Source organism: Paenibacillus sp. FSL K6-1096 (assembly GCF_037977055.1).
Taxonomy (GTDB): Bacteria; Bacillota; Bacilli; order Paenibacillales; family Paenibacillaceae; genus Paenibacillus_AQ.
The window spans coordinates 365027-387941 of sequence record NZ_CP150274.1 but is presented as its reverse complement, the minus strand read 5'-3'; the positions used below and the strand labels follow the sequence as shown (position 1 = coordinate 387941).

Here is a 22915-nt window from a genome sequence, read left to right as displayed (position 1 = left end):
GATTTAGCGATTCGGGAGGATAAGCGGCGGGTAAGGAAGTGTAAAAGAGAACCTTACATCAGACTACGGAAAGGGGCGGGAGCGCTTGGAGCATACACTGAATACGTACAATGATCTGCTTGTCCTTTGTTCCGTGGTCGTTGCATTCTTGACCTGCTTCACCGCTCTGGACCTGACAGAACGGATGCTCCGCGGCCGGCGGGGGTCCCGTTATATTCTACTGATATCCGCAGTGCTCGGCACAGGCTTGTGGAGTATGCATTTTCTCGGAATGCGCGCCATGCATATGGACGTTGCAGTGTCTTATGATCTGCTCCTGCTGGCGTTCTCCCTGATTATTCCTGTGGCCGCTTCTTATATGCTGCTGGTGATGCTTAATAATCCCCGGACCCGCAGCCGGACTTATCTGGGGCTGGGCGGTCTTCTGTTCAGCAGCGGCATTCTGATCATGCATTTCAGCGGCATCTGGTCGATGCGGATGGCTGCCAGCTATGAGCAGGGAGCGTTCTCGCTCATTCTGGCGGTGCTGTTCGCCCTGATTATTCCGGTCGTTACTGCGTCTTATGATCCTAAATGGCTGGAGAATTCCTATAACATGTTCAGTGTCAAAAAGCTGCTGCTGGTGTTCACGCTGACCGGTTCGTTCGCCGGCATCCATTATGTAGCCATGGCCGGGTTCGTCTTCAAGGCTGATGAATCGCTTCTCTACACCGGGCAGACTCCGCTGCTGAAGGATTCAGTATTAGGCTTGATCCTGGGAGGAGCCTTTCTGTTCATTGTGTCGGTGGTCCTCGGACTTCTATATAGAGACCGCCAGCGGATCATCCAGTCGGCAGCATTTCATGAGCAGCGGTATACCGCCTTGTTCGAGCATAGCCCGGATATGGTGATGTGTATCGACCCGGCCCGCAAGAAGATCATCAGTGCCAATCCTTCCTTGCGCAGCTTGACAGGGTATGGAAGAGAGGAACTGGGGGATTATAAACACATCTTATACAGTGACCGGGACGAGAACGCAGTCAGGGAGGCTGTGCTTCGTGCATCGCGCGGCCAGTCGTCCAAGCTGGAGCTGAAGATCCGTACCAAGGGCGGCGAGCAGATGGTCTGCAGCGTGACCGTCTTTCCCTTGCAGCATCATGCCGATCAGCTGGTCTATATCGTAGCCGAGGATATCACCGCCCTGATGAAGTATCAGCAGGAGCTGATTCAGGCCCGGGATGCCGCAGAGAGTGCGGTTACGATGAAAAGCGAGTTTCTGGCCACCATGAGCCACGAAATCCGTACCCCGCTGAACGGAATTATCGGCATCAACCAGCTGCTGTCCGATGAGCTGACGGACCCGGGGCTGCTGGAGCTGCTGCAGCTGCAGAGTACAAGCAGCCATGCGCTGCTGCATGTGATGAGCGACATTCTGGATATCTCCCGCCTGGAGGCGGAGGGGCTGACGCTTGCGAAGGAGCCCTTCCAGCTGAAGGTACTGCTGCAGGAATGTGTAGATCTGTTCGTGGTCAGTACCAAAGACAAGCCGGTATCGCTTCATCTGGAGATTGAAGAGGGGCTGCCTGACCATTATGCCGGAGACAAGGCAAGAATCCGCCAGATTCTGATTAATCTGGTCGGCAATGCCGTGAAATTCACTCCCTCCGGCTCTGTTACGGTCAAAGCGGAATCCTACGGCATCCGCGGGAGTGCGCAGGCGCTCCAGTTCACGGTGCGTGATACCGGGATCGGCATTGCGCCGGATAAGCTGAAGCTGCTCTTTCAATCGTTCACTCAGGTGGACGGCTCGCACAACCGCAAATACCCCGGCACAGGCCTGGGGCTGGCAATTTGCAAGAAGCTGGTCGATCTGATGCAGGGTGAGATCTGGGCGGAGCCGGCAGAAGGCGGCGGCACCCGGTTCATCGTCCGGATTGTACTGCAGTCGCTGGAGCATTCCCCAGAAGTGTTCTTTGGAAGCCACAGAGGGGATGACGGAGCCTCCTCGTCCGGGGCCACAGAAGCCGGATAATGGGTTTGCCAACAGCAGAGGTTTAATTATATACTAATGAAAAGTAACTGAACTTTAATCACCTTAGTCCAGAGGACGGAAAGGAACTCTCTTTGAGCAAAACGAAAAAGAATAAAGTCACGGTTCCCCAAATGAGCAAGCAGGACAAGCGCAGGGCAGAGCTGGAGCAGCAGAAGCAGAAGACGAGAATTGTGATCGTGAGCACGATAGCTATTGTCATCATTATTTTTGTCGGATTATATCTGCTCGCCTCCAAAGACACGGACTCAGATTCCAATGCTGCTCCGATTTCGTTTAATTACAGCGAGATGATGCGGCTCGGCAAGGAGGATGCTCCGGTGAAGATCGTGGAGTTCGGCGATTATAAGTGTCCGGCATGTGCCCAGTTCACTGGAGTGATTAAGCCGCAGATCGTTCAGCAGTATGTGGAGCAGAATAAGGCGTCCTTTTACTTCGTGAATCTGGCCTTTATCGGCCCTGACTCCCGTACCGCCTCACTCGCTGCGCTGTCGGTCTATCACCAGAACCAGGAGGCCTTCTGGAAATACTTCGATGCCATCTACGCGAATCAGGGTGCCGAGGATAAGGAATGGGCCACTCCTGACTACATGGTGAGTCTTGCCAAGCAGCTGGAGCTGCCGGTAGATTACGATGTCCTCCGCAAGGATATTGACGAACGCACCTATGAGAAGGAGCTCGACCGGGATATTCAGTTAGGAACGGATTCCGGGGTAACGAATACACCTTCATTGTTCGTGAATGGAGTCAAGGTGAAGGAGCCGTTTAATATGGAAGAGATTGATGCACGGATTCAGGAAGCAGCGGGAGCTGCGGCAACCCCATGACCGGCTTCTCCGCCTTCTGCCGCCGCAATTGTCTCTATCTGGCCTGGTTCGTCTGTGTAGTGGCTGTAGCGGGAAGCCTGTATCTCAGTGAGGTGCTGCACTATGAGCCCTGCAAGCTCTGCTGGTTCCAGCGGATCTTCATGTACCCGCAGCTGTTCCTGCTGGGGATCGCGACCTACCGGGCGGACAAGCGGATCATTCCGTACGTGCTTCCCCTCAGTCTGATCGGCGGCAGTATTTCCATCTATCATTACGCCGAGCAGAAGATTCCTGCACTCAGCAAGGTGATTCCCTGCACCATCGGCGTCCCGTGCAACAAGGATTATCTGAACTGGTTCGGGTTCATCACCGTCCCTCTGCTGGCCCTCATCGCATTTGCATTAATTGCTGTTCTGCTATGGACTGGCCGCGAAGAGGAAACGGCAGAATAAGTGCTGCACAAATATCTTCACAAACCCTGTAAAATCACGTCTTAAAGGGATAATGAAAGAGAATGAAAGATCTAGACTTACCGGATCATTGATTTGGTGGTTTTGGATGCTTTTCATTCTTTTTTCATTTGTTTCACCGCTTTACGGAAGGGGCATTGTAGCTTAATATTAGTCCTTGTGAGAAGTTGAATACGCGCTGAATTTTCCGGAAGGAAGAACGGGGGAACCACACTTTGGCCTTGGCCAAAAGGGGTGAATCGGGAGCGGGTTTCAGGACCTGTAACCGTAGGGCTGCCACAGCCCGAATCCGCCAGCTAACCTCGTAAGCAACAGTGGGATAATGACCATGCACTCTTAGGCATGCGGATCATTTCCGTATGCTTATTTTGGTGCCTGCATTTATGAAATCCACTTATGAAAACAGCGCACGGAACCCCGATTCAACTCAACCAAGAGAGGAACTGTTACTACAATGGTAAGCAAGGTAAAACGACTATTGATCGGGCGTCCGATGAAGTCGAACGAACTCGATCATGAAAAGTTATCCAAGGTGAAAGCACTGGCTGTCCTGTCTTCTGATGCGCTCTCGTCGGTAGCCTACGGAACAGAACAAATCTTAATCGTACTGGTCGCCGCCGGATTTACCGCGATCTGGTATTCCCTGCCAATTGCATTAGCCGTATTGGGCCTGCTGGCCATTCTGATTCTGTCTTACCGGCAGACGATCTTCGCTTATCCACAGGGCGGGGGGGCCTATATTGTCGCCAAAAGCAACCTCGGGGTTCATACCGGCCTCCTGGCCGGAGGCTCGCTGCTGGTCGATTACATCCTGACGGTGGCGGTAAGTGCCTCGGCGGGTACGGATGCGATTACCTCCGCTTTTCCGAGCCTGCATGGTCATAGTGTACTTATTGCGGTATCCGTTATTCTGCTCTTAACGATTATCAACCTGCGCGGGGTAACCGAATCGGCGTCCTTCATCGCCATCCCGGTCTATCTGTTCGTAGTCTCGATCTTTGTCCTGATTATCTCAGGGGTCTTCAAATACATGACCGGCGGCACCCATGCCAGCGTTCCCGAGATTGGCTCGGCCGTCTCGAACGTGAGCATGTTCCTGCTGCTGAAGGCGTTCAGCTCCGGCTGTTCTGCGCTCACCGGGGTGGAGGCGGTCTCCAATGCCATTCCTAACTTCAAGGCCCCTGCGGAGAAAAATGCAGCAAAAACGCTGATGCTGATGGGCCTGATTCTCGGCATTATGTTCACCGGAATTACGCTGCTGGCCTACTGGTACGGGATTGTACCGGATGAGAAGGCGACAGTGGTCTCGCAGATTGCCGAGTCCACGTTCGGCCGCGGCGGGTTATACTTCTTCATTCAGGGAATTACGGCGGTGATCCTGTTCCTGGCGGCCAATACAGCCTATTCCGCCTTTCCGCTGCTGGCATTCATGTTCGCCAAAGACAAATATCTGCCTCATGCCTTCATGGTGCGCGGCGACCGGCTGGGCTTCTCCAACGGGATTATTTTCCTCGGCATTATGTCCGCGTTGCTGGTAGCTGCGTTTCACGGGAATACAGAAGGCCTGATTCCGTTATATGCGGTCGGGGTATTCATTCCGTTCACCCTGTCACAGCTGGGGATGATGGTCCAGTGGTACCGGACGAAGCCGCAAGGCTGGCAGAGCAAGTTCGCCGTGAATACGGTCGGGATGCTGACCACGTTAACGATTACGCTGATCTTCATCATCACCAAGTTCTCCAGCGTCTGGATGGCCTTCATCTTCCTGCCGGTCGTGATCTTCGTGTTCCACCGGATTCACCGCCATTATATGAACATTGCCGACCAGCTGCGGATCTGTCCGGCTACCGACAAGCCCTGCATTAAGGGAAGTACTGTGGTCGTGCCGGTGGCCGGGGTTACCCGGGCCGTACTGCATTCGATCAGTTATGCCAAGTCGCTGACGGATAATGTGGTTGCAGTATATGTAGGCTTCGATGAGGAAGAGATTCATAAGATGGAGCAGAAGTGGGAGGAGTGGAACCCGGGCGTGCGCCTGATCGTGCTGCGCTCCCGGTACCGCAGCATCATCCGCCCGCTGGTGAAGTTTATCGATACCGTGGAGTGGAAGACCGCTGCTACAGACCATATTACCGTTCTCATTCCGCAATTCGTGACCAAGCACTGGTGGCAGGCGGTGCTGCATAATCAGACCAGCTTGTTCATCCGCTCTTATCTGATGAATCAGAAGGATATAGTTATTGCGACTGTACCTTTCCATTTGCACAAATAATATAGAAGATTCGATGAAGACGGCTGTCTCTGCGTGGTGCGGAGGCGGCTGTTTTTCGTTTTTATAGTTGACAGAGAGAATGAGAATCAATATCATCAGTATAGACAAGGTAAAGGTAACAGGACTTTTGCCATTCATGAGGGGAACATACAACAGGAGGGGTACTCAATGTTTTCGTTCAACCTGCAAGGATCAGGAAGTGTGAAGCTGGCGGTGGCCGGACTGATGACCACAACACTGCTGCTGTCCGCTTGCGGAAATAATAATGGCAATGCAGGCAGTAACGATGCAGCAGCCACCGCACCTGCGGCAACAATGGAAGCTGCTGCGGAGGCTTCAGCGGCACCTGCAGCAACTGCCGCACCCGCTGTGGAGAAGACCGTAACGGATGCCATGGGTCATCAGGTGACTGTTCCCGCTAATCCTCAGCGCGTCATTGCTTCTTATCTGGAGGATTATCTTGTAGCGCTTGGCGTGACTCCGGTTGCCCAATGGTCTACTAAGAATGGTACTCAGAAATACCTCGCTGCTGAGCTTAAGGATGTTCCGCCGATCAGCTATGATCTGCCGCTGGAAGCAGTCACCAGCTTCACGCCGGATTTCCACATCGTCCAGTCGGAAGGCACAGTTCAGAACGGTCTCTATGACCAGTTGAACAAAATCGCACCAACCTATGTACTTGGCGATGAAGTCAGCGGTGACTGGCGAGCAGCCTTGCTCAAGATCGGTGAGCTGCTGAACAAGACTCCGGAAGCTGAGAAGGTCATTGCAGACTATGATCAGAAAGCTGCTTCCGCCAAAGCTGCCGTCTCTGCTGCTATCGGTGATGATTCAGTAGCTGTTCTATGGTTGGTGTCAAAGAACTTCTTCATCGTAGATGAGACCCGCAGCAGCGGTGCGGTATTGTATGGCGATCTTGGAGTGAAGCTTCCGAATCTGGTGACTGAGATTCCTGAGGAGTCCAGAGCACCGTGGAACCCGATTTCACTTGAGAAATTGTCTGAGCTGACTGCTGAGCATATCATTCTGGTGAACAGTGACAAGGCAGACGGAGCTGAGATTACGGAGGGGGCTGTCTGGAAGGGGATTCCGGCCGTCAAGGCAGGGAATGTTCACGAGTTCGGCAAAGATACCAGCTGGCTGTACAGCGGTCCTATAGCCAATTCCAAGACCATCGATGATATTCTGAGCAGCTTTGTAAAATAAGTTCTTTATCTGCGGAGCATTGTGCAGGCTTTTATATCCTCAGGATATAGGAGCCTGCCTCTTTTAAATGTTGAACAATATCCATATCTTTGCGATAATGAGAATCATAATCATCTATAATAAGGAGACGGGTAATGGCTTCATCCACAGATTCTGCTCTGAAAGCTCCTTCTGATGAAGGAAACACACGTGTCCGCTCGCGGCCGGCTGCCGCAGCAGCGATTCTCGTGCTGGGAATAGCGGCGATTCTCTTCGGACTGATGATATCTGTATCGGTTGGCGCAGCGGATATCCGGCTGGCTACCGTATGGGAGGCAGTCTTCCGGTTCAATCCGGAGCTGCCGCAGCATCAGGTCATCCGGGAGCTGCGTATTCCCCGGGCTGCCGCTGGAGCACTGGTGGGCGCATGCTTTGCTGTGGCCGGGGCAATTATGCAGGGTATGACCCGCAATCCGCTGGCGGATTCCGGACTGCTCGGGCTTAATGCCGGGGCGGGCGTCGGCTTGGCCCTGGCCTTTGCCTTCGCACCTTCGTTATCCTTCACGTACATCATGATGTACTGCTTCATTGGAGCGGCTGTGGCCTCGCTGCTGGTGTTCGGAATCGGTTCACTCTCTCACAGCGGTCTGACTCCGCTCCGGCTTACTCTGGCCGGTGCGGCAGTAAGCGCCTTGCTGCTGGCGGTCAGCCAGGGCATCGCCATTCTGTTCAGCCTCTCCCAGGATATCGCATTCTGGATGGCCGGCGGGGTTGGCGGAGCGAGCTGGAAGCAACTGCAGATTATATTTCCTTGGGTCGCGGCAGCCCTCATCGGTTCGCTGATGCTATCGCGCTCGATTACGCTATTGAGTCTGGGGCGGGATGTCGCCGCAGGCCTCGGCCAGCGCACCCGTCTAGTACAGGCTGCAGGGATGATTATCGTGGTCATCCTCGCAGGAGCGGCGGTGTCCACGGTCGGTCCGATCGCTTTTGTCGGATTAATGGTTCCTCATATTACGCGTTATCTCGTCGGGGTAGATTACCGCTGGATTATTCCCTGCTCCGCGGTCCTTGGCAGTATTCTGGTCCTGGTTGCCGACATTGCGGCCAGAATGATTAATGCGCCTTATGAAACACCGATAGGTGCCTTGATTGCCGTATTCGGTGTACCGTTCTTCATCTATCTGGCCAGCAAACGCAAGGGGGAGCTGCAATGAACAGGACCCTGTCAATCCTCCCGGCAAAACAACGCCGTTCCAGAGATATCAGTATTCTAACCTTACTTGCCGTACTTATCTTCATTCTGTTCCTGGTCAGTATGAATACCGGATTTATGCGGTTATCACCGCTCGAAGTTCTACATACTCTGTCCGGCAACGGCACCAAGCAGCAGCAGCTGATCCTGTTTGATTTCCGGCTGCCGCGGATTGTGATCTCCCTGCTGATCGGTGCAGGCTTTGCGGTATCCGGGTCTATTCTGCAAGGCTTGTCGCGGAATGCGCTTGCCGAGCCTTCCACCCTGGGGATCAATGCCGGAGCCGGATTCGCCGTACTGATCTTTATCTCCTTCGTGCCGGCTACTACAGCAGCCCCCATCTTCGTGCTGCCGCTGCTGGCGCTGGCCGGGGCTTCGCTTACCGCAACACTGATCTATTTCCTGTCTTACAGGAGTGAGGAAGGGCTCTCGCCGACGCGGATGATTCTGATCGGGATTGTCGTGAGCGCCGGAATTAATGCTTTTCAGCTTATTTTGTCGTTAAGACTGGACCCGCAGAATTATCAGTTCGTAGCCATCTGGCTGGCCGGCAAAATCTGGGGCGGAGACTGGCGGTTTGTACTGGCTTTGCTTCCCTGGATCTTGATTCTGCTGCCCTTCGCGTTCTACAAAGCCCGGGTGCTCAATGTGCTGAACCTGGGGGATGAGATCTCCAAAGGACTGGGCTTGCCGCTCGAACAGGAACGGCGGTGGCTGCTGGCGGCAGCTGTTGCGCTTGCGGGAGCCTGCGTGTCGGTAAGCGGAAGCATTGGCTTTGTCGGACTGATCGCACCGCATCTGGCCCGCAGGCTGGTCGGCCCGCGCCATCAGATCATGCTTCCGGCTGCTGCCCTGATTGGAGCCTTACTGCTGCTTGCGGCAGACACTATCGGGCGCTCGGTATTGCAGCCTGCTGAAGTACCAACAGGTATCGTGGTAGCGATCATCGGAGCCCCGTACTTTTTATTTCTTTTGGCAAAATCGAAGGCCTGACAACAGTTATTTATAAAATCAAAATACTAAGGAGTGTACACCATGTCAGAACGTTTAAATACAGACCAGCTAAGCATTGGATATGCGGAGGCCATGATTGTGAAGGAATTGAATCTGGCACTGCCCACCGGTAAAATCACCGCCCTTGTCGGGGCGAATGGTTCGGGAAAATCAACGATTCTCAAGACGATGGCGCGGATTATGAAGCCGAAGAGCGGAAGCGTCATGCTGGACGGGAAGTCCATTCACCAGCTGTCCACCAAAGAGGTGGCCCGCCAACTGGCGATTCTGCCGCAGAACCCTACTGCACCGGACGGCTTGACCGTCTCCGAGCTGGTAAGCTATGGCCGGTATCCGCATCAGAAGGGATTCGGGAGCCTGACACCGGAGGACCGCAGCATTATCGCAGAGGCGATCACCTTAACGGGGATGAACGAATTCCGCGACCGGCCGATTGACCGGCTCTCCGGCGGACAGCGGCAGCGGGCCTGGATTGCAATGGCGCTGGCCCAGCAGACGGATATTCTGTTCCTCGATGAACCGACGACCTTCCTCGATATGGCCCATCAGCTGGAGGTGCTTCAACTGCTGCAGCAGCTGAATGCCTCAGAAGGACGGACCGTAATCATGGTGGTCCACGACCTGAACCATGCCTCACGCTATGCGCATCACATGGTAGCCATTAAGTCCGGTAAGGTCATTAGTGAGGGCTCCCCGCAGGAGGTTATGACTCCCATCGTGCTGCGTGAGGTGTTCGGCATTGAGGCGGACATTGTACCCGATCCGCGGACAGGGGTGCCGCTGTGTCTGCCCTATGAGCTTGCGGCCTACAAGGCAGCCGGGCTCTAGTCCCGCCGGTATGGGTATAATCAGAAGCATCGTGGAATAATATGGATGTAAACCATCGGCTCCTGTCATTGTCATTGACAACGGAGCCTGTTCGTTGTTAAAGTTGTGGTTGCGCAAGCGTAAGCTTACGGCCTGTAGAGGCCCGCAATCCTCATCCATATGAAGTTAGGAGCATGAACAATGAATATTGATCACATATATGAAGAGCTGCAGCCGCTCATCACTGCCGGCTCATTGAAACGCCATGAGGCGCTTAAGGATCTGGTCTATACCCGTATGGGCGGGGAAGCGGATATTTGGGCGGCTCCTGTTACATATGAAGAAATTCAGAGCATCTCTGCTTATGCCCACAAGCATCAGATTCCGCTGACGGTGCTTGGCAACGGCTCGAATGTGATTATCCGCGACGGCGGCATCCGCGGGATTGTATTGCAGACCTCAGACCTTACCGGAATGGGCATCCGGGACGGATTGCTGTATGCACAGTGCGGGGCGAAGATTATCGAGGTCTCCGGCTATGCGCTGGAGCAGGGGCTGACGGGCCTTGAATTCGCCTGCGGCATTCCGGGAACGGTAGGCGGAGCACTCTATATGAATGCCGGGGCGTATGGCGGAGAAGTAAAGGACGTGCTGCACAGTGCGCTGGTCATCGATCCGGACGGGCAGCTCCTTACCCTTCAGGGCGACCAGTTTGAATGGGGTTACCGCAAAAGTGTCTTTGCCAGCGGACATTATATTGTCCTGGAAGCCCGATTCGCGCTGCTCCCGGGCGATCCGGCGGCTATAAGAGCGAAGATGGATGAGCTGACCTACCTGCGCGAATCGAAGCAGCCGCTGGAGTATCCTTCCTGCGGAAGTGTATTCAAGCGGCCTCCAGGCCGGTATGCCGGCCAGCTGATTCAGGAGAGCGGACTTCAGGGAACCCGCATCGGCGGAGCAGAGGTGTCCCGCAAGCACGCCGGGTTCATTATCAACGCCGACAATGCGACCGCCAGCGATTATATCGGACTGATTCAGCATGTGCGCTCGGCTGTGAAGCAACAATTCGATGTGGAGCTGGAGACGGAAGTCGAGATCCTCGGGGAAGAATTATAGTTAATTCCCGCTATAGTCAGGATAAGGACAGCGTATATTTTGCCCGGTCGGTCTGCAGGTCTACCTGGTCTTCAGCCACGTTATGGAGCTTCAGTCCGGCTACGGCAATCTCATATCCCGGCTGCGGCAGGGGTACCAGTTCAGCGTCATCGTTCATTGTGCTGCCCGAGCCGCGCAGAATTACGGCGCTGTCCAGATAATCATCGATGACATCCTCAGCATTGCGGTAGTCTACAGTCTCTACCGTGAAATGTACTGTATCCAGATCCTCCAGCTCTTGCTTCTGAATAACAAGGGTCGCTTCCTTGTGCGCATTCAGCCATTCCATAAGCTTCTCTACATTTGGTTCCATTGATGATCCCATCCTTCAGTTAAGGTATGATTGTTAATTTTAAGTTACCCCTTTCTGTGCAAATGAATCCAAGTGTTTGCGTCTGATGATTCCTGTGTAAACTACTTCTGTACGTCAACATCCGCTGAGAAGGTGAATGAAATGTGGAACGCATTGTTATGGGGGGCAGTGTCCGGGTCTGCCGTTCTGATCGGTGCCCTGCTGGCCTTATTCCTGCGGATTCCGGCCAAGCTGACCGGCTTCGTCATGGCTTTCGGGACCGGGGTGCTGATCGGTGCGGCGGCTTATGAACTCTTGGAGGACTCGGCAACGGACGGCGGGCTGATCCCGACGATCATCGGCTTTACTGCCGGCGCGCTGGTGTTCACGGTGTTCGACTGGCTGATTTCACGCAAAGAGGAGAAGGGCGGCGGGCTGGCTATTTTTGCCGGAACCGTTCTGGATGCTATTCCTGAGTCCATTATGATTGGCGCGAGCCTGATTGCCGGACAAGGTGTCAGCGTGCTGCTGGTGATTGCGATCTTCATCAGCAATATTCCCGAAGGGCTGTCAAGTACGGCCGGACTGAAGGAGGACGGCTATGGCAAAAGTAAAATTATGCTGCTGTGGCTGGGGGTACTGGTGATCTCCACCATCGCTTCAGGATCAGGCTATCTGTTCATGGATCACGCGGGCGGATTCACCAAGGCGTTGATCGCTTCTTTTGCCGGAGGCGGGATTATTGCCATGGTCTCCTCCAGCATGATGCCGGAGGCTTATAAGGACAGCGGGCCGCTCACCGGCTTCATCGCAGCCATGGGGCTGATGTGCTCGCTAATTCTGGATCAGCTGTGAGGGTTGTCAAGGCTGCTGCAATCATGATATAGTTCAAGACGCACCATTAGCATCCTAAGCATCATTATAAGCACAAAGAAGGAATCTGCGCCGCGCGCAGGAGAGGTTCGCAAACTCCCTCTATAAAAAACTAAGACCGCTTCAGGTAATTCCATATAACGGAGACGTACGGCAGCAGCCTGTACCTCTGTTTTGGCGTGCCCGGCGTGTCTCAACTTCGTAGAGCCAGGTTTACGGGAATCTCGTTCTTCTTTCCAATTCAGGCCAGGGGCCTAGGGAAAAGAGAGGGGTTTTTTGTCATGTCAGAAGGCAGATTGAAAGAGGAAATGCAGGAGGTTACCCTGCTGGGCAACCAAGGCACACAGTACAAGTTCGGTTATGATCCGCAGATTCTGGAGGCGTTCGATAACAAGCATCCCGGGCGTGATTACTTCGTCAAGTTCAATTGCCCGGAGTTCACCAGCCTGTGTCCTGTGACCGGCCAGCCGGATTTCGGGGTGATGTACATCTCGTATATTCCTGATATCAAGATGGTAGAATCCAAGTCACTGAAGCTCTATCTGTTCAGCTTCCGCAATCATGGAGATTTCCATGAGGACTGTGTCAACATTATTATGAATGATCTGATCGCATTGATGGAGCCCCGTTATATTGAGGTCTGGGGCAAGTTCACGCCGCGCGGCGGCATCTCGATTGATCCTTACTGCAACTGGGGGCGTCCGGGAACCAAGTATGAGGCTATGGCCGAACACCGGCTGATGAATCATGACCTGTATCCCGAGAAAGTGGATAACCGTTAATCGGAATCCGGCAAGACACGCTCACAGAGTATAAGGAGGAGATTATAGATGAATAGACAAGCACTGGTCGTCTTCAGCGGCGGCCAAGACAGCACAACCTGCCTGGCCTGGGCATTGCAGCAGTTCGAGGAGGTTCAGGCCGTGACCTTCAATTATAACCAGCGCCATGCGGCAGAGATTGAGGTAGCCAAGGAAATTGCTGCCGACTTCGGCGTGAAGCAGCATATTCTCGATCTGGGCCTGCTGAACCAGCTGGCTCCGAACGCCTTGACGCGCGAGGATATTGCGATTACTCCAGGGGAAGGGGAGGAGCTGCCGAGCACGTTCGTGGACGGGCGGAACCTGCTGTTCCTGTCGTTCGCAGCCATTCTGGCCAAGCAGCTCGGATACGCCAACATCATTACGGGGGTCTGCCAGACGGACTTCAGCGGATACCCGGACTGCCGGGATGTCTTCATCAAGTCCCTGAATGTCACGCTTAATCTGTCGATGGACTATGAATTCGTGATTCATACCCCGCTGATGTGGCTGGATAAGAAGGAAACCTGGAAGCTCGCCGATGAGCTGGGCCAGTTCGACTATGTCCGGGAGCGGACCTTAACCTGCTACAACGGGATTACCGGCAGCGGCTGCGGAACCTGCCCGGCCTGTCTCCTTCGTCAGCGGGGGCTGGAGCAGTATGAGGCGGAGCGGCGAAAGGCGGGGGTGTAATGCAGGGCGAAGTGACTGTCTGCAAAATCTTCACCTTCGACGCCGCCCACCAGCTGATCGGGCACAAAGGCAAGTGCAGTAATCTGCACGGGCACACCTATAAGCTTGAAGTGGTGCTGAAGGGTATTCCGTCCGCCGCAGAAGGCGAGTCGGATGAGGGGTTCGTGATAGATTTCAGCGATATCAAGCAGGCGGTGCAGGAGGCGGTGGTGGACCGTCTGGATCACGCCTTCCTGGCGATGGGCAATGAGCCTGTGCTGGAGACGCTGCTGGCGACCCGCTCCAAGGTGGCGATGCTGTCCTTCCGCACAACCGCAGAGAATATGTCAGCTTACATTGCCTATGAGCTGAAGCAGGCTTCGCTGCCGGTGTATTCCGTGAAGCTGTGGGAAACGCCGACCTCGTGGGCTGAGGTGCTGGCTGCGGATATCCCGCAGGAGGGGCCGGCCTACCGCCTGTACGGAGGCTGCGACTATGAGTAGAATTCCGGTTATCGAAATGTTCGGACCGACGATCCAGGGCGAAGGGGCAGTCATCGGCGTCAAAACAATGTTCGTCCGCACCTACGGCTGTGATTACCGCTGTTCCTGGTGTGATTCTGCCTTCACCTGGGACGGCTCGGCCAAGGATAAGGTGACGATGCTTACGCCGCAGGAGGTGCTCTCCGGATTGCTTGAACTGGCTGGGGAGAATTTCGATTGTGTTACGATTTCCGGCGGGAACCCGGCACTGATCGGGGAAGCGATGGGTGAATTCATCCGCCTGCTGCACGAACGCGGTATCCAGGCGGCTATTGAGACGCAGGGCAGCCGCTGGCAGGAGTGGTTGGGCGAGGTGGATGTGCTGACGATTAGCCCCAAGCCGCCCAGCTCCGGGATGAATACCGACTGGGGCAAGCTGGATGAGATTATAGATAGAGTGCATATGAATGGCAGGGCTAACCATAGCTTGAAGGTGGTCGTCTTCGATCAGGCGGATTATGAGTATGCCCGCAAGGTGCATTTCAGGTATCCCGGGGTTCCGCTGTTCCTGCAGCCGGGGAATGACAACGTGACCGAGGAGGGCGACATCTCGGGCCGGCTGTTAAGCAGGCTGGAGTGGCTGTTCCAACTGGTGATTGCTGACCCGCAGATGAACCGGGCCCGGGTGCTGCCGCAGCTTCACGCCTTGGTCTGGCATAACAAGCGGGGGAAGTAATTTTCTGCCAATCTGGTATAATCGTCATTAATAGATTCTGATACAGGAGGACATCTTGCAATGAATCAGACGATGAATGCCATGAAGCCGATCCGCCGCTCCAGGCTGAGGCTGTTTGCCGGCAAGCGTTATTTTACCTGGAGAAGATACTGGAAATGGATGATGTCACGGGAAAAGCTCGCCCGGGAGCATCTGTCCCAGCCGTTGTCCTATGAGGCCGCCAGTCACGCGACCCCGCTTCTGCGCAAATTGCGCAATGTCGATATGCAGCTTCAATATAACAAAATCACAAATCTGAAGCTGGCCGTAGCGAAGCTTGACGGACTGCTCATCCGGCCGGGTGAGACTTTCTCCTATTGGCGCACAATCGGCAAGCCGACCCGCCGGAAGGGGTATCTGGACGGGATGGTTCTGCATTACGGCGGGTTCCGCTCGGGAACCGGCGGCGGATTATGCCAGTTATCCAATCTGATCTACTGGATGACGCTGCATACCCCGCTGACCGTAACTGAACGGCACCGGCACAGCTATGATGTGTTCCCCGATGAGCAGCGGACCCAGCCGTTCGGCAGTGGTGCCACCTGCGCGTATAACTATCTGGATCTGCAGATCCGAAATGATACGGAGCAAGTCTACCAGCTTAAGCTGTCACTGGACGAGACTCATCTGCACGGAGAATGGCGCTGTGACGGTCAGCAGCTCTATCAGTATGAGGTCTATGAGGATGGACACCGTATCAGTCTGGAGCCGTGGGGCGGGTACATCCGCCGCAATGCGATCCGCCGCAGGGTGCTGACCCATACCGGGGAGCTGGCGGGAGATGAGGCGGTGGCAGAGAATCACGCGCTGATGATGTATTCTCCGCTGCTGCATGGGTAATTCCGGCTGCTGACTTCTGCGGCGGACATACAAGTTCATGTAAGGGCATAGGACCCGTCTGGGGACGGATTCTATGCCTTTTTGCTGCGGGAGGAGAATATTATGAAAAGGGCTGCTTTTTTCGGCAATTTGCGTTAAATTAACATAATGAGTCTTACAACATACGAAGGGGCATTCTTATTATGAGTACCAGTAAACCGCCTGTTCCCGTTCCTCTGCTGATGGTCATCGGCATTGTGGCAATCTCGTTCTCCTCGATCTTCATTAAGTGGTCCGCCGCCCCCGTATCGGTGCAGGGCATGTACCGGCTGCTGTTCACCTCGCTGCTGATGCTGCCGTTCGCCCGGCCATACACCGGCGCAGCCGCGCAGCTCCGGCTGAAGGACTGGCTGCTGCTGGTAGCCTCGGGTGCGCTGCTGGCTCTGCATTTTCTGCTCTGGATGGGCTCGCTTCGCTACACCTCAGTAGCCAGCTCAACGATGATTATGGCGCTGGAGCCGTTATTCATTATGATCGGTGCGTACATCCTGTTTAAAGAGCGCAACAGTTTTCTTGCGATGCTCGGGATGGCGGTTGCCATCTTCGGCGTGGTCTTTATCGGCTGGGGGGACATCGGGCTGTCGGCCGATAATCTGAAGGGAGACCTGCTGTCGGTCGGCGGGACCATAGCGGTGGCCGGACATCTCCTGCTGGGCCAGCGGCTGGTGGTACGTATGCCTTCTTATCTGTACAGCCTGATTGTTTTTGTCTCTGCCGCCCTTGTCTTCGCCGTGTACAATCTGATCACTGGGACAGCGTTCTTCGCCTATCCGGCCCGCGAATGGGGCATCTTCGTCCTGCTGGCGGTAGTGCCGACGGTCTTCGGCCACATTCTGTTTAACTGGCTGCTGCAATATGTATCCGCGACTACCGTGTCCATGAATATTCTGGGTGAGCCGGTGGGCGCAAGTATTCTCGCTTTCCTTCTGCTGGGCGAGCATCTCAGCGGGTTACAGTGGGCGGGCGGCGTGCTTGTCCTGGCCGGACTTGGCGTGTATCTGTATTCAGGGCGCAAGAAGACGCTGGAGCTGGAGGAAGCGCTGCCCAGTGCGTCATAGTATGACTACCATATATAAAGTAAAGGGAGAACAACAGCAATGAATGAGCATGATTACAATCAGCCGGAAGGCGGGGAACAACCTGGCTATCCGGACCGTCAGGGGGCTCCGATCAGTGAAGAGCTGTGGAACGAGGATACCTATGCAGCCTGGACCCGCCGGTTCGGCACGCCTGCCGAAGCAGCCGGGAAGCTGGCTAAAGACCCCGCCGGGAAGCTGTTCCCGCTGAATGCCTATTTCGGGGAAGTGAAGGGACGCCGGATTATCAATCTGATGGGCTCTAACGGCATGAAGGCCGTGGCGCTCGCCCTGCTTGGGGCGGAAGTCACCGTAGCGGATTTCTCGGAGGCCAATGCCCGGTATGCCCGCGAGCTGGCACAGGCTGCCGGTGTGCCGCTGGAATATATCGTATCGGATGTGCTGGCATTGCCGGAGGTGCTCCCGGACAGCACCTATGAGCTGGTTTTTGCGGAGATGGGGATCGTCCATTACTTCACGGACCTGAGCAGGTTCATGGCTGTGGCCCGGCGTCTGCTGGCACCGGGCGGGACGTTCGTCCTGCGCGATTTCCATCCGGTGACGACCAAGCTGATCTCCTCCAAAGGCTCCACGGCCAAGGTGCGCAAGCACAAGGTAAGCGGAGATTATTTCGATACCGCGCTTGAAGAGAAGCAGGTATCTTATTCCAAGTACATGCCGGACGGAGGCTCAACCGCAGAAGCTGCCAAACCGAATGCTGTCTATTGGCGGCGCTGGACACTCGGCGAGATCGTTACCGCTGCTGCGGCCAGCGGGCTGGTCATTCAGCAGCTCGTTGAGGAGCCGAACCTGTCGTCCGACGTATACGATAAGGGCATCCCCAAGACCTTCACATTGGTCGCTGTCTCACCGGAATAGACTTAAACATATAAACGGTATCTCCAAAGAGCGCAGCCAGTGCGCCTGGGGATACCGTTTTTTTAGGAAATTGGAGCAAACGTATGCGAGAAACCGAACATATTGAACAGGAGTGGGGGGCCGGATATAGTCGAAAAACCGATCACATTCGGCGCTGTATGGGCGTGTGAGCCCAATGTAATCGAAAAACCGATCACATTTGGCGTTGCATGGGCGCGTGGGTCAAATGAAAACGAAAAACCGATCACAATTGGCTGCGTGAGGGTGCGTGGGCCGAATGTAATCGAAAAACCGATTACATTGGGCGACGGCGGAGGTAGGCGGGCAGGTTATATGAGCATTAGCACCAGCATCAGCCACCTGTTAGGGGGGAGTTCTTCACCCGGACGTCCCCGCCATCTGAGCAAACGCCTTCTGCAACGGGGACAGCGTGTAATCCTTCCGCCAGGCCAGCACGAATGCCCCATCCCCGGGTTGAATTCCCGGCAGCTTCGCATAGGCTAGACGACCTGTCGCGGCCTCGGCTGCAATCCCTGCCATAGAGTATACTCCGACTGCACCGCCTGCACACAGCATGCTTTTGACGGCCTCGGGTGAGCCCAGCACCGCATGGTTCCATACCCTCACGTTATTGAGCTGTGCCCACTGATCTGCGGCCCCCCGTAGGAAGGAGGCGGCCTCATGCTGCACCCAAGGCTCCCGCGCTACCGCTTCCACCGTAAGCTGCTCCATACCGGCAAACGGGTGGTCAGGCGTAAAAGCCAGCACCATCTCATCCGCCGAGATCACCTGTGTCTGGAAGGAATCGTCCTGGCCCTCTGCGCTATGCAGTACCGCCAGTTGAATCTCCCGGCTGCGCAGGCGCTCGCGAATGGTCTCATCCGGCAGCACGGATAAGTAGACATTGATCCCTTCATGCTGCTGCATGAATCGGGACAGCAGTTTGGGCACAAGATAATTACCGGGTATGCTGCTGGCAGCAAGCTCCAGATTGCCCGAAGCCAGGGAAGTAAACTGCTTGACCGCACGCTCTGCTTCGGCAGCCAGGGATACCATGCGGACAGCATACTGGTGCAAGGCGCGTCCGGCATCCGTCAGCAGCACACGGCCGCTCCGGTACTGGAACAGGGAAGCGCCCAGCTCGCTTTCCAGGCTTTTCATATGAAAGGATACCGTGGGCTGCTTCAGGCCCATCTCTGCGGCGACATCCGTTACTTTTTTATATTTTTCGATCAGGACCAGGATTTGCAGCTTTACAAGGTTCATGAAAATTCCTCCGGGTGCGCGGCGATTTGCTGGCGATTGTTGTTTGAATATAGAAATTATCTATACCTCCATACAATTTATATTATAACTTTTATCTTTCGTTTTACAAACTCTGTACTTTTATCTAACGAACGGGTCCTAGAATAAGAAGAGTCAGAAGAGACGCTGATAGATAAGCAATAATGCTTCCCGAGTGCGTTTTGTACGAAGCAGATGGAACATGGCACACACTCACAAAACCTTTAGGAGGAAAACAAACAATGCAATTCAGAAAAACGTGGCTCATGGCTTTGGCGCTTACGGGCGTAGTAGCACTTTCAGCATGTGGCGGTAACAACGGGGGAAACAAGGCAGCATCCAATAACGGAGGAAACACACCGGCTGCAACAAACACAGAAGCCAGCAGCGGTGCTAACTTAAGCGGATCGATCCTGGCATCGGGCTCCACAGCACTTCAGCCGCTCGTTGAGCAGGTCGCCGAGAAATTCATGGAAACCAACAGCGGCGTGGACATTCAGGTCCAAGGCGGCGGCAGCGGAACCGGGCTGACTCAGGTCTCGGAGAAGCAGGTTGACATCGGGAACTCCGACGTATTCGCCGAAGAGAAGCTGAAGGATGCAGCAAAAGCGGCTGAGCTGAAGGATCATCAGGTGGCGGTTGTTGCGATTGCAGCAGTAAGCAACCCGGCAGCAGGCGTGGACAGTCTGACGAAGCAGCAGCTGGTTGATATTTTCACCGGTAAAATCACGAACTGGAAAGACGTTGGCGGCGCTGACCAGGCCATCCAGATCATCAACCGTCCGGCAAGCTCCGGAACACGCGCTACCTTCGAGAGCTTCGCTCTGGGCACCAAGACTGAGGACCTGAAGGGCTCAATCCAGGAGGATTCCTCCGGTACGGTTAAGAAAATGATCGGCGAAACTCCGGGAGCCATCGGTTATCTGGCGCTGTCTTACCTGGATGATACTGTAAAGACCCTCAACTATGACGGCGTAGAGCCTTCTGTTGACAACGTAGTCGCCGGTAAGTATCCGGTATGGGCTTACGAGCACATGTACACAAACGGTGAACCGAATGGGACGGTAAAAGCCTTCCTGGACTACTTCATGACCGATGAAGTACAGACCGGCGACGTTGTGGAGCTTGGCTACATCCCGGCTTCCAAAATGCAGGTATCGCGCGATGTTGCAGGCACTGTAACTCCTAAATAATTCACACAGGGTTGATGAATCAGAACTTTAATGTGATTAGAGGCGGATACCTTCTGCCTCTCTTTTCACTTTAGAAAGAGGGAGCATTCTTGAGGGGACAACCAACAAACAAGCGGCTGGAAAAACATCATATAGAAAATTTAATCGGACGTATTTATATGTCCTTTTGCGTGCTGCTGCTCATTGTCATCATTATTTCCATGGTTTATTTCGTAGCCTCCAAAGGCATTGCCAACTTCGTGAGCGGTGAAGTGAAAATATCTGAATTCCTGTTGGGCACAAGGTGGTCACCCGAAGCGGAGACGCCGTCCTATGGAGCCTTACCGTTCATCTCGGGGTCCTTCCTGGTCACCCTGCTCGCAGCGCTTATCGCCAGCCCGCTGAGCATTTGCGCGGCACTGTTCATGACAGAGATTGTCCCAGGCTGGGGTAAAAAGCTGCTGCAGCCGGTCATCGAGCTGCTGTCAGGCATCCCGTCCGTTGTCTACGGATTCGTAGGCTTAAGCGTCATTGTTCCATTCCTGCGGGATACGCTGCCCGGCCAGGGCATCGGGGTGGCTGCAGGCGCGCTAGTGCTGTCGGTCATGATTCTTCCGACGATCACCAGCGTGGCTGCAGACGCGCTTGCATCGCTGCCGCAGAACCTGAAGGAATCCTCCTTCGCGCTCGGTGCCACCCGCTGGCAGACGATCTCCCGGGTGATTCTCCCGACTACCTTTCCGGCGATTATGACCGGGGTGGTCCTTGGCATGGCCCGTGCATTCGGTGAAGCATTGGCAGTACAGATGGTTATCGGTAACGCACCGTTTGTGCCTCATTCCCTGTTCGAGTCCGCGTCTACACTTACCAGTGTAATTACGCTGGGCATGGGGAATACAACGATGGGTTCACCGCAGAACAATGCGCTGTGGAGTATGGCGCTGGTTCTGATGCTGATGACCTTTATCTTCGTCCTGCTGGTCAGAATGCTCGAAAGGAGAAATAAAATTTGAAGCCGAGAACTGCTGACAAAATAGCCACTGTTGTTATTGTAACCTTCGCATTACTGATTGTAGCTGTGCTTATAGGCCTCTTGGGGTATATTCTGATCCGCGGCTTTAACCATATCAGCTGGGACTTCCTGACCTCAGCGCCGCAGAAGATCCGCGCAGGCGGGGGCGTGGGGCCGCAGCTGTTCAACTCGCTGTTCCTGCTGGTGCTGACCTTGATCATTACAGTGCCGCTCGGTCTGGGCGCAGGGATATTCATGGCGGAATATGCCCGTCCCGGCAAGCTGACCAATTTCATCCGGCTGATCGTGGAGGTGCTGTCGTCCTTCCCGTCGATTATTGTCGGTCTGTTCGGCCTCCTGCTGATCGTCAACACCTTCAATCTCGGCTTCTCCCTGATCTCCGGCGCACTGGCGCTGACGGTGTTCAATTTGCCGCTGATGGTGCGTATCACGGAGCAGGCTTTCCGCACGGTGCCCAAGCAGCAGAAGGAAGCAGGGTTCGCCCTTGGCTTGTCCAAATGGAAAATCGTAACCAGTGTACTATTCCCGGTCGCGCTTCCGACTATTATCACGGGTACGATCCTGTCGGCCGGACGCGTCTTCGGGGAAGCCGCCGCGCTGATGTTCACTGCGGGGATGAGCAGCCCGCGGCTGGACTTCAGCAACTGGAACCCGCTGAGCCCTTCATCGCCGCTCAACCCGTTCCGTCCGGCAGAGACACTGGCGGTGCATATCTGGAAGGTTAACAGTGAAGGCCTGGCGCCGGATGCGGTACAGATTGCTGCCGGAGCTTCGGCCGTACTGGTACTGACAGTGCTGATCTTCAATCTGGCTGCCCGTTACTTCGGCAGATTCATCTACAAGAAGCTGACCGCCTCCAAGCGGATGAGCTAAGGATTTGACAAGCCGCATTACAAAAAGAGCCTGTAGGAGGAATTAAGATGGGAATCGCGGAGCCAGCAGTACGTGAGTCGTTTCAAACGGAGGACCTGAGTATATTCTATGGAACCTATGAGGCGGTGAAGGGGATTAGCCTGCCGTTCGCCCAGAATACGGTAACCGCGCTGATCGGGCCCTCGGGCTGCGGGAAGTCCACCTTCCTCCGGTCACTTAACCGGATGAATGATGATATTTCCGGCTCGACCACCAAAGGGAGCATCTGGATTGACGGAGTGGACATCAATGCGCCCGGAACCGATGTGATTAAGCTGCGCCAGAAAATCGGCATGGTCTGGCAGAAGCCGAACCCTTTTTATAAATCGATCTATGACAATATCGCCTTCGGTCCCAAGTACCATGGCATCAAGGGCAAGCAGGCGCTGGATGAGATTGTAGAGAGCAGCCTGCGCCGCGCCGCCCTGTGGGATGAGGTCAAAGACCGTCTGAAGGACTCGGCACTGGCCCTGTCCGGCGGACAGCAGCAGCGGCTGTGCATCGCCCGGGCGCTCTCGGTCAATCCGCAGATTCTGCTGCTGGATGAGCCGGCCTCAGCCCTGGACCCGGTATCGACCGGCAAGGTAGAGGAGCTGATTAAGGAGCTGAAGGAGGAGCTGCGCATCGTCATCGTCACCCACAACATGCAGCAGGCAGCGCGTATCTCGGATTACACAGCGTATTTCTACTTAGGCTCGCTGGTGGAATACGACAAGACCGAGAAGGTCTTCAGCAACCCGGAGAACCAAATGACCCAGGAATACATTATGGGCCGGTTTGGGTGACGCATATA

At 54.8% G+C, this 22915-nt stretch carries 23 protein-coding genes and 2 riboswitches; of the genes, 21 read left to right on the top strand and 2 right to left on the bottom strand.

Annotated elements, in window-relative coordinates; genetic code table 11:
• Positions 1–85 precede the first annotated feature (85 nt).
• The 9 genes from MHI24_RS01650 (at position 86) to murB (ending at position 10954) form a co-directional block, all read left to right on the top strand.
• Positions 86–2011: an ATP-binding protein gene (locus MHI24_RS01650; RefSeq protein WP_340023827.1), complete on the top strand. Its 1926-nt coding sequence runs from the start codon at positions 86–88 to the stop codon at positions 2009–2011.
• 92 nt (positions 2012–2103) lie between these two features.
• Positions 2104–2856, top strand: coding sequence for a DsbA family protein (locus MHI24_RS01645; protein WP_340023826.1), 753 nt, complete (start codon positions 2104–2106; stop codon positions 2854–2856).
• Positions 2853–3287 (top strand): disulfide oxidoreductase, encoded by a 435-nt coding sequence (locus MHI24_RS01640; protein ID WP_340023825.1) that lies wholly within the window; start codon positions 2853–2855, stop codon positions 3285–3287. The genes MHI24_RS01645 and MHI24_RS01640 overlap by 4 nt, the downstream gene beginning before the upstream one ends.
• Positions 3288–3471: 184 nt before the next feature.
• A riboswitch (cyclic di-AMP (ydaO/yuaA leader) is annotated at positions 3472–3631 on the top strand.
• Positions 3632–3759: 128 nt separating this feature from the next.
• Positions 3760–5577 carry an APC family permease gene (locus MHI24_RS01635; protein ID WP_340023824.1) on the top strand — a complete coding sequence of 606 codons (1818 nt, stop codon included), beginning with the start codon at positions 3760–3762 and terminating at the stop codon, positions 5575–5577.
• A 168-nt stretch (positions 5578–5745) separates the two neighbouring features.
• A complete protein-coding gene (locus MHI24_RS01630; RefSeq protein WP_340023823.1) occupies positions 5746–6783 on the top strand; it encodes an ABC transporter substrate-binding protein in 1038 nt (345 codons plus the stop codon).
• Positions 6784–6917: 134 nt separating this feature from the next.
• A complete protein-coding gene (locus MHI24_RS01625) occupies positions 6918–7979 on the top strand; it encodes an iron ABC transporter permease (protein ID WP_340023821.1) in 1062 nt (353 codons plus the stop codon).
• Entirely contained in the window at positions 7976–9010 is a 1035-nt protein-coding gene (locus tag MHI24_RS01620; RefSeq protein WP_340023820.1) for an iron ABC transporter permease, read from the top strand. Before MHI24_RS01625 ends, MHI24_RS01620 begins: the two co-directional genes overlap by 4 nt.
• Positions 9011–9052: 42 nt before the next feature.
• Positions 9053–9859, top strand: coding sequence for an ABC transporter ATP-binding protein (locus tag MHI24_RS01615; RefSeq protein ID WP_340023819.1), 807 nt, complete (start codon positions 9053–9055; stop codon positions 9857–9859).
• 180 nt (positions 9860–10039) lie between these two features.
• A complete protein-coding gene (gene murB, locus MHI24_RS01610; protein WP_340023818.1) occupies positions 10040–10954 on the top strand; it encodes a UDP-N-acetylmuramate dehydrogenase in 915 nt (304 codons plus the stop codon).
• Positions 10955–10970: 16 nt separating this feature from the next.
• Here murB and MHI24_RS01605 read toward each other — a convergent pair whose 3' ends face one another.
• Positions 10971–11306 (bottom strand): hypothetical protein, encoded by a 336-nt coding sequence (locus MHI24_RS01605; RefSeq protein ID WP_340023817.1) that lies wholly within the window; start codon positions 11304–11306, stop codon positions 10971–10973.
• Between the two features lie 141 nt (positions 11307–11447).
• On the opposite strand from MHI24_RS01605, the gene MHI24_RS01600 reads away from it, so the two are divergent.
• From MHI24_RS01600 to MHI24_RS01565, 8 genes are all read left to right on the top strand, one after another.
• A complete protein-coding gene (locus MHI24_RS01600; RefSeq protein WP_340023816.1) occupies positions 11448–12140 on the top strand; it encodes a ZIP family metal transporter in 693 nt (230 codons plus the stop codon).
• 96 nt (positions 12141–12236) lie between these two features.
• A riboswitch (PreQ1 riboswitch) is annotated at positions 12237–12280 on the top strand.
• Positions 12281–12439: 159 nt separating this feature from the next.
• A complete protein-coding gene (gene queF, locus MHI24_RS01595; RefSeq protein WP_340023815.1) occupies positions 12440–12940 on the top strand; it encodes a preQ(1) synthase in 501 nt (166 codons plus the stop codon).
• Positions 12941–12988: 48 nt separating this feature from the next.
• Positions 12989–13651 carry a 7-cyano-7-deazaguanine synthase QueC gene (queC, locus tag MHI24_RS01590; RefSeq protein WP_340023814.1) on the top strand — a complete coding sequence of 221 codons (663 nt, stop codon included), beginning with the start codon at positions 12989–12991 and terminating at the stop codon, positions 13649–13651.
• Positions 13651–14133, top strand: a complete 483-nt coding sequence (gene queD, locus MHI24_RS01585; RefSeq protein ID WP_340023813.1) for a 6-carboxytetrahydropterin synthase QueD — start codon at positions 13651–13653, stop codon at positions 14131–14133. Before queC ends, queD begins: the two co-directional genes overlap by 1 nt.
• On the top strand, positions 14126–14848 hold the full coding sequence (queE, locus tag MHI24_RS01580; protein WP_340023812.1) for a 7-carboxy-7-deazaguanine synthase QueE: 723 nt from the start codon (positions 14126–14128) through the stop codon (positions 14846–14848). The genes queD and queE overlap by 8 nt, the downstream gene beginning before the upstream one ends.
• A gap of 72 nt (positions 14849–14920) precedes the next feature.
• Complete coding sequence (locus tag MHI24_RS01575; RefSeq protein WP_340026865.1) at positions 14921–15727, top strand: VanW family protein; 807 nt, start codon at positions 14921–14923, stop codon at positions 15725–15727.
• A gap of 182 nt (positions 15728–15909) precedes the next feature.
• Positions 15910–16824, top strand: a complete 915-nt coding sequence (locus MHI24_RS01570) for a DMT family transporter (RefSeq protein ID WP_340023811.1) — start codon at positions 15910–15912, stop codon at positions 16822–16824.
• 39 nt (positions 16825–16863) lie between these two features.
• Positions 16864–17721 carry a class I SAM-dependent methyltransferase gene (locus MHI24_RS01565; protein WP_340023810.1) on the top strand — a complete coding sequence of 286 codons (858 nt, stop codon included), beginning with the start codon at positions 16864–16866 and terminating at the stop codon, positions 17719–17721.
• Positions 17722–18099: 378 nt separating this feature from the next.
• Here MHI24_RS01565 and MHI24_RS01560 read toward each other — a convergent pair whose 3' ends face one another.
• Positions 18100–18987: a LysR family transcriptional regulator gene (locus MHI24_RS01560; protein WP_340023809.1), complete on the bottom strand. Its 888-nt coding sequence runs from the start codon at positions 18985–18987 to the stop codon at positions 18100–18102.
• Positions 18988–19247: 260 nt separating this feature from the next.
• Between MHI24_RS01560 and MHI24_RS01555 the strand changes: the two genes are divergently transcribed.
• From MHI24_RS01555 to pstB, 4 genes are all read left to right on the top strand, one after another.
• Positions 19248–20198, top strand: a complete 951-nt coding sequence (locus tag MHI24_RS01555) for a phosphate ABC transporter substrate-binding protein PstS family protein (protein WP_340023808.1) — start codon at positions 19248–19250, stop codon at positions 20196–20198.
• An 89-nt stretch (positions 20199–20287) separates the two neighbouring features.
• Positions 20288–21190 (top strand): phosphate ABC transporter permease subunit PstC, encoded by a 903-nt coding sequence (gene pstC, locus MHI24_RS01550; RefSeq protein WP_340023807.1) that lies wholly within the window; start codon positions 20288–20290, stop codon positions 21188–21190.
• A complete protein-coding gene (gene pstA, locus MHI24_RS01545; RefSeq protein ID WP_340023806.1) occupies positions 21187–22083 on the top strand; it encodes a phosphate ABC transporter permease PstA in 897 nt (298 codons plus the stop codon). The genes pstC and pstA overlap by 4 nt, the downstream gene beginning before the upstream one ends.
• 47 nt (positions 22084–22130) lie before the next feature.
• On the top strand, positions 22131–22907 hold the full coding sequence (gene pstB, locus MHI24_RS01540; protein WP_340023805.1) for a phosphate ABC transporter ATP-binding protein PstB: 777 nt from the start codon (positions 22131–22133) through the stop codon (positions 22905–22907).
• The last annotated feature ends 8 nt before the right edge of the window (positions 22908–22915 follow it).